The 7,133-nt window shown below is 31.0% G+C and carries 7 protein-coding genes; 2 read left to right on the top strand and 5 right to left on the bottom strand.

The features are described from left to right. Window positions 1-133 precede the first annotated feature (133 nt). The 4 genes from E6A48_RS01055 to E6A48_RS01040 are packed head-to-tail and all read right to left on the bottom strand — an operon-like array spanning window position 134 to window position 3,623. Window positions 134-1,261 (bottom strand): sodium ion-translocating decarboxylase subunit beta, encoded by a 1,128-nt coding sequence (locus E6A48_RS01055; RefSeq protein ID WP_219708153.1) that lies wholly within the window; start codon window positions 1,259-1,261, stop codon window positions 134-136. A gap of 20 nt (window positions 1,262-1,281) precedes the next feature. After that, window positions 1,282-1,698, bottom strand: coding sequence for a biotin/lipoyl-containing protein (locus tag E6A48_RS01050; protein ID WP_219708152.1), 417 nt, complete (start codon window positions 1,696-1,698; stop codon window positions 1,282-1,284). Between the two features lie 36 nt (window positions 1,699-1,734). Then, window positions 1,735-2,040 (bottom strand): OadG family protein, encoded by a 306-nt coding sequence (locus E6A48_RS01045; RefSeq protein WP_014933886.1) that lies wholly within the window; start codon window positions 2,038-2,040, stop codon window positions 1,735-1,737. Window positions 2,041-2,078: 38 nt separating this feature from the next. After that, window positions 2,079-3,623, bottom strand: coding sequence for an acyl-CoA carboxylase subunit beta (locus E6A48_RS01040; RefSeq protein WP_219708151.1), 1,545 nt, complete (start codon window positions 3,621-3,623; stop codon window positions 2,079-2,081). Between the two features lie 316 nt (window positions 3,624-3,939). Here E6A48_RS01040 and E6A48_RS01035 point away from each other — a divergent pair, with 316 nt between their 5' ends. Next, a complete protein-coding gene (locus tag E6A48_RS01035; protein ID WP_219708150.1) occupies window positions 3,940-4,584 on the top strand; it encodes a hypothetical protein in 645 nt (214 codons plus the stop codon). 141 nt (window positions 4,585-4,725) lie between these two features. Beyond that, complete coding sequence (locus E6A48_RS01030) at window positions 4,726-5,367, top strand: hypothetical protein (RefSeq protein WP_219708149.1); 642 nt, start codon at window positions 4,726-4,728, stop codon at window positions 5,365-5,367. Between the two features lie 54 nt (window positions 5,368-5,421). Here E6A48_RS01030 and dnaX read toward each other — a convergent pair whose 3' ends face one another. Further along, window positions 5,422-6,990, bottom strand: a complete 1,569-nt coding sequence (gene dnaX, locus E6A48_RS01025; RefSeq protein ID WP_219708148.1) for a DNA polymerase III subunit gamma/tau — start codon at window positions 6,988-6,990, stop codon at window positions 5,422-5,424. Between the last annotated feature and the right edge of the window lie 143 nt (window positions 6,991-7,133).

Raw genomic sequence — 7,133 nt, 5'->3', positions numbered from 1 at the left:
GATGGAAAGGCTGCTGAAATATCTACTAAATGGTTTGGTAAAGATGTATTTATAAAAAGCTAATTAATAAAAAAATAGAACAGAGTATTTAATTACTCTGTTCTAACAAATTTATATAAAAAAACAATATATATCAATTATGGAAAAAAGTAAGAAATATACCAACAGTTATAGCACCAGAAATAATACCAGAAATATTAACAGCCATAGCATGAAGAAGCAAACAGTTAGAAGAGCTATTTTCCTGTCCATATATATGAGCACCCCAAGCAGGCACTGGGAAAGCACTAAGTCCTGCAGAACCTATTATAGGATTAACCTTGCCGCCTGTAAGTACATTAATAATCTTAGCAACTATAACACCTATTACAGTATTTAATATTAATGATATAAAACCAAATACAAATATTAATATTGTGCTTAAAGATATAAAAGTATCAGCAGAAGCAGAAGAACCTATAGCTATACCAATAAGCATAGTAAGAATACCTGTTAAAGATTTCTGTAAAGTAACAGAGAAGTTCTTAATAATATCAGATTCTCTTAAAATACTTCCAAAAAGAAGTGCCGCTATAAGTGGGAATGAGTTAGCTAAAAATATACCGCAAAGAGCCATAGCAATTACAGCAAATATAATCTTCTCTCCCCTTGAAACATGTCTTAAATATGACATAGATATAGTTCTTTCTTTTTTTGTAGTTAAAAACTTAGTAACTCCAATCTGCAGTATAGGCAAAAGTTCCATATAAAGATATGACGCCATCACAATAGGAGCAAAATATCTAGCATCAGTTACTAAAGTAGTCATATACATAGCTAAAGAACCATCAGCAGCCCCTATAATAGAAGTAGCAGCAGCCACATCAGAACCAACTAAATTGCTAATTATAAAAAACACAACAAATATACCAATCTGAGAACTAGCACCTATAAAAAAGTTTTTAGGGTCAGCAAGCACAAGACCTAAATCTATCATAGTTCCAACTGCAAAAAACACAAGCACCGAATAAACACCACTACTAGCTCCATTATATATCATACCTAAAAAACCATTAATAACATCTTCAGTTATTTTAGGCAAAGGCATATTAGCAGCTAGTATAGCAACACCCATAGGCAAAAGAAGTAAAGGTTTCTTATTATAATATATAGACATATAAATTAAATAAGCACCTATCAATATCATTATTATTTGAGAAAAAGACGGCGGATAAAAACCAGCAAATAAATAGTTAAAATCCAACCCTAAAGCATTATTCATATTCACCTCTCAAAACTACATCACTTAATCTGCAATATCACTTGACCTTCTACAACAGATGAACCTTTCTCAACATGTATAGATATAACCTCTCCAGAAGCAGGAGCAGTAAGTTCATTTTCCATCTTCATAGCTTCTAATACAGCAACAACCTGACCCTCTGTTACCTTATCTCCTATAGCAACATTAAATGATAATATAGTTCCAGGCATAGTAGCTTTTACAGATATAGCATTCTCATCTATAGCAGGAGCTTTTTGAGCAGCTGCTGGTTTTGCAACTGGTGCAGAAGCTTTTGTATTTACTGCCTGATTACTTATAACATTATTAACAGCAGTAGATAAAACTTTATTTGAAGCAACAGACTCATTTCTTATCTCTTCAACAGATACATCATAACTTTTTCCATTAACAGTTACTTTATAATTTTTAATCATCATTTATCTCCTAAATTATTTTTATATTTTTTTATTTTATCTTATTCTGTCAGCCATACCCCATACAGGAGTTTTAGACTCTTTTATTGAAGTTATTACAAATTTAGAATTACCGCTATAAGCAGTGATAGAAGCAGTAATAGCAGCTACAAGCTCACTGTCATCTAATAAATCCTCTTCTTTAGTTTTACTCTCTTCTACAACCTTACTAATCTCTTCTTCTTTTTTTGTGTTTCTTGACTTAAAAATGATACCCAAAAATAAAGCCAAAACATAAAAAACTAAAGCAACAATTAAAACAGATATTATACCAAATATTGTAATAGCAGCATTATGATCCATAATTTATTCACTCCTTTTATTATAATTACAATATAAAATTACAAAGGTATATTACCATGTTTACGAGGAAGTCTAGTTTCTCTTTTGCTTACTAACAAATGAAGTGCATTAATGAGATAGCTTCTAGTATATTCAGGCTCTATTACATCATCAACATATCCTCTAACAGCAGCTCTGTAAGGATTAGCAAACTCTTTTTTGTATTCTTCTATCTTTTCAGCTCTCATTTTCTTAGGGTCTTCAGCTTTATCTATTTCTTTTTTAAATATAATGTTAGCCGCACCATCAGGACCCATAACAGCAATCTCAGCAGAAGGCCAAGCATAAACCATATCAGCACCTAAATGTTTAGAACACATAGCTATATAAGCTCCGCCGTAAGACTTTCTTATAATAAGTGTAATCTTTGGAGCAGTAGCCTCAGAATAAGCATATAAAAGTTTAGCACCATGTCTAATAACTCCATTATGCTCCTGACCTACACCAGGTAAATATCCTGCAGTATCAACCAATGTAACCAATGGAATATTAAAACTATCGCAGAAACGAATGAAACGAGCAGCTTTATCAGCAGCATTAATATCAAGTACGCCTGCCATAGAATTAGGCTGATTAGCTATTATACCAACAGATTTTCCGTCAAGACGAGCAAAACATATAACTATATTAGTAGCAAATAAAGGCTGAAGCTCAAAAAACTCACCATTATCAACCACTCTTTTTATAATCTCTTTTATATCATAAGGTTTATTAGGACTGTCTGGAAGTATGTTTGATAACTCCTCATCATTTCTATTAGGGTCATCATTAGTACTTTCTAAAGGCACATCTTCCAAATTATTTTGAGGTATATAAGAAAGTAATTTTTTAACACCTTCTAAAGTAGATATCTCATCAGGGAACATCAAAGAAGCAACACCAGAAGTTTTGCTATGAACAAAAGCTCCTCCAAGCTCTTCTGCAGAAACCTGTTCACCTGTTACAGCCTTTACAACCTGAGGACCAGTGATAAACATATTAGCAGTTTTATCAGTCATAAGTATAAAGTCCATCAAAGCAGGAGAATAAACAGCACCACCCGCACAAGGTCCCATTATTACACATATTTGAGGAATTACACCAGAAGCCTGTACATTTCTATAGAAAATATCACCATAACCTCTTAATGAATCAATACCCTCTTGTATTCTAGCTCCGCCTGAATCGTTAATACCAATACAAGGGCAGCCTAATTTTATTGCCATATCTTGCACTTTACAAATTTTAGCAGCATGCATTTGTCCTAATGAACCGCCTATTACTGTAAAATCTTGAGCATATACACATACTTGTCTGCCGTTAATTTTACCATATCCTGTAACTACACCTTCACCTGCTACTTTGTTTTTTTCCATACCAAAATCACTGCATCTATGTTCTATAAAAGCATCAATCTCGCAGAAAGTGCCTTCGTCTAAAAGATGCAATATACGTTCTCTTGCTGTTAATTTACCTTTAGCATGACGTTCTTCTATTTTGTCTTTTCCGCCAGCCTCTTCTATCTTTTCTTTTCTTTTCTTAAGTTCATTTATTTTTTCTTGCATATTTGAAACCTTTTATTTGTATTTAATTGTGTTTTTTAATTAAAAGTTAATTCTGCTAAATTTAAAAATACAACTAATTACCATTTATTGCAATCATATTTTATCATTTTTGTACTTTTTAACAATTTAGTCGAAAGTTAAAAAATGCAAAAAACAACTTGCAAAAAAGTTAGAATAGTCTTACAATGTGAAAAATTAATAATTCAAATAACATTATTGTATATAGAAAAAATAAACAAAAATCAAATTATATATGGTTTATTTTTTTTAATTACTATAATTTAATATATATACAATTTTTTAGGAGAAAGAATAAATGAAAAAATTAATTATAATAACAAGTATATTAGCAATGAGCATAAGCAGCGGACTTATGGCTAAAACAGGATTTGGTTTAGGGTTAATGATACCGCTTGGAGCAAGTTTCAGCAGTTTCAGCGGAAATGAGGCTCAACATGTAAAATCTGATACTGGATTTGAATTTGGTATTCATTTACAGCCTGCATATTATTTTGGGTTTAACAATTTATCATTCGGCTTAGGATTAGATTTAGGATATAACAGAGATGTGTTTGCTTTCAAAGCAGTTATTGATGAAAAATCAAAAGGCGGATTAACTTTCGATAGTTTAATGGTAGGAATACTTCCTAGAATAGATGTTTGGTTTGTATCAATAGGTGTAGGTGCTGGTGTAAAAATACCTTTAGCAGGAAGCAGTTACTTTAGAGAAAGTGACGGAGGATATACTTCTCAAGGATATGATTATAAAAAGCTTAAAGATACTTTTAAAAATCCTTATATACCTTATGTAAAGGGGGTTGTTGATTTCTTATTGCCTTATAACCTAGTTTTAGGTATATATGCTTCTTATGATATACCTTTAGTAGAATATAAAGACCCTAATAATAATATTAAAATTTCTTCATTTGATTTAGGCGGAGAGATTGGATTGAGATTCTAATAAAAATTAATTAAAAACAATTTTAAGGAATGCATATTTAATAATATGTGTTCCTTATTTTTTATAATAGTTTTTTATCATAAATAGATTATTACTATTTCCGAGTATAAAAAGCAGTACAATATAAAAGGATTATAAAAAATGAAAAAAATAGTGATAATTGCGAGCTTACTAGTAATTGGATTAAGCGGAAATTTGATGGCAAAAACTGGTTTTGAAGTAAATGTTCTTCTTCCTTTTGGATTTAGTTTGGGTACTTATACTGGTACTGATGCTACTAAATATACTAAGGCTGATGCTGGATTTGAATTTGGAATACATGTTATACCTGGATATTATTTTGGAATCAGCAATATAGGTTTAGGAATTGGATTTGATATTGGTTATCAGAAAGATGTATTTGCTTTTGGGTTAAAATCTCAAAGCGGAAGATATGGTGCTTCTTTTGATAGTTTTAATTTAGGATTATTGCCTAGAATTGATATTGGATTTGTATCTTTAGGAGTTGGAGGAGGATTCAAGTTTCCTATAGCTGGTCTTATGTATCAAAGAGATGGTGCTGACGGCATAGGTCAGGCGAGTATGTATGATACAAAGAATATTTATAAAGAGTTTAATAAGCCTTTTATACCTTATGTAAAAGTTATGCTCGATTTTATATTACCGCTTAATTTAACAGCAGGTATTTATATTGCTTATGATATACCGTTTATGGAAAGTAAAAGTCATAATTTCAAACTTTCTAGTGTAGATTTGGGAGCACAATTAGGTGTAAGATTCTAAAAAATAGTAAAAAATAAAAAGAGCTTATAGAAATACTATAGGCTCTTTTTTTATTTATTGTAAGGAACTCTCGTCAACCTCTGTTGCCTGAAGACGGGTTTTTAATTTATCTATCATATTGCCTTCTACTGCCTTTTGAAACTGTATGGCTACATCTTTGTTTTTTGTAAATCTTGGTATTGCACTTGCTATTAATGCTGATATTCTTTTATCAGATTGAACCATATCATAAATATGCTCTGGAATAGCTACTATTAATGTGGCACCTTTACTTTCTATTGGGTTTCCTTGAGATAACAAAGAATATATTGTTGGGCTTTCTGTTTCAACATATGAAAGAATTTTATTGTAGAATATATGCCTTTTGTCATTCGGACTAAGAGGAACATCATATGCTGGTTTAGGAGCATTATTAATTTCTTTTGGTTTTTGAATATTATCATTACTAAGCCCATAGTCTTCATTAGTGTCAGAAATAGTTTGAATATTGCTTGAAGATATAATGTCTACAGGGCGAATCAAATTGTCTGTATCAAGAAGTAAAAGCATACGCATCTCAAATATCACTCTAGCATTAGAAGCATTTCTTATACGCTCTTCTACATTTAATATATAATCAAGTATTCTCTCTATTTCATCATCGCTATAATTGTTAGCAAAAGTTTTTAAATCATCTCTCTCATTTTCTGTTATCTCTAATAATTTAATATCATCAATACCGCTTTTTATCATTAACACAACACGCATATATTCAATTAAATTATTAATGAATGTTCTTGGGTCTACAGACTCTTCAAATAGCTTCTTAACAAATTGAAAATAATTTTTTTTGTCTTTTGAAATCATTACATCAAAAAAATCTTTAACAAAAGAAAAATTATTACCCCCAACCACAGCTATAACATCGGCACTAGTAATATGCTTCTTGTCTGCAGTATAGGCTATCATCTTTTCTAATATAGTTTCACTATCACGAACAGAACCCCTAGCCTGCTTTGCTATCAAAAATATAGCCTCATCATCATATGCAATATTTTCTTTGTCTAAAATACCCTTAAGAATCTTCTCTAAATCCTCTATACCCAAAGACTTAAAAATATACTGCTGACATCGGCTTCTAATTGTAGGAAGTACTCTGTCTGCTTCGGTAGTAGCAAGTATAAACACAACATGAGCAGGCGGCTCTTCTAATGTTTTAAGTAAAGCATTAAAAGCTTCATTAGTAATCTGGTGAACCTCATCTATAATATATACTTTATATTTACCAGCAACAGGCGATATGCGTACATTTTCTATTATTGTTCTTATATTTTCTATACCTCTATTGCTTGCACCGTCTATTTCAATAACATCTAAAGGAGTGCCGTTTTCTATTTGCGTACAAGAAGGACAAACTCCGCATGGTTTATCTGTAGGACCATTAACACAGTTTAAGGCTTTTGCTATAATTCTTGCAAGAGATGTTTTACCTACTCCATGAGCTCCAGAAAAAAGATAAGCATGTGCTATTTTTTTTTGTGCTATACTTTTAGATATTGTTTTTGTGATATGTTCCTGCCCTATTACCTCTTCAAAAGTTTGCGGACGATATTTTCTTGCTATTACTTTATAATTTTTATCCATCAAAAAATCCAAATTAATGTATGTTTTTATATTTTAACAAAATAGAGTTAGTTTGTCAATTTATTAGTATATACCTAAACAATTATATTTTGTAAATTTATATATTTTTATAAAAGTTTTATCAACTTTTCCCGCCGCTACAC

Origin of the sequence: Brachyspira pilosicoli, assembly GCF_019402445.1 — a bacterium.
Lineage (GTDB): Bacteria > Spirochaetota > Brachyspiria > Brachyspirales > Brachyspiraceae > Brachyspira > Brachyspira pilosicoli_B.
The sequence above is the reverse complement of the archived record's forward strand: the minus strand, read 5'-3'. Positions and strand labels throughout refer to the sequence as shown.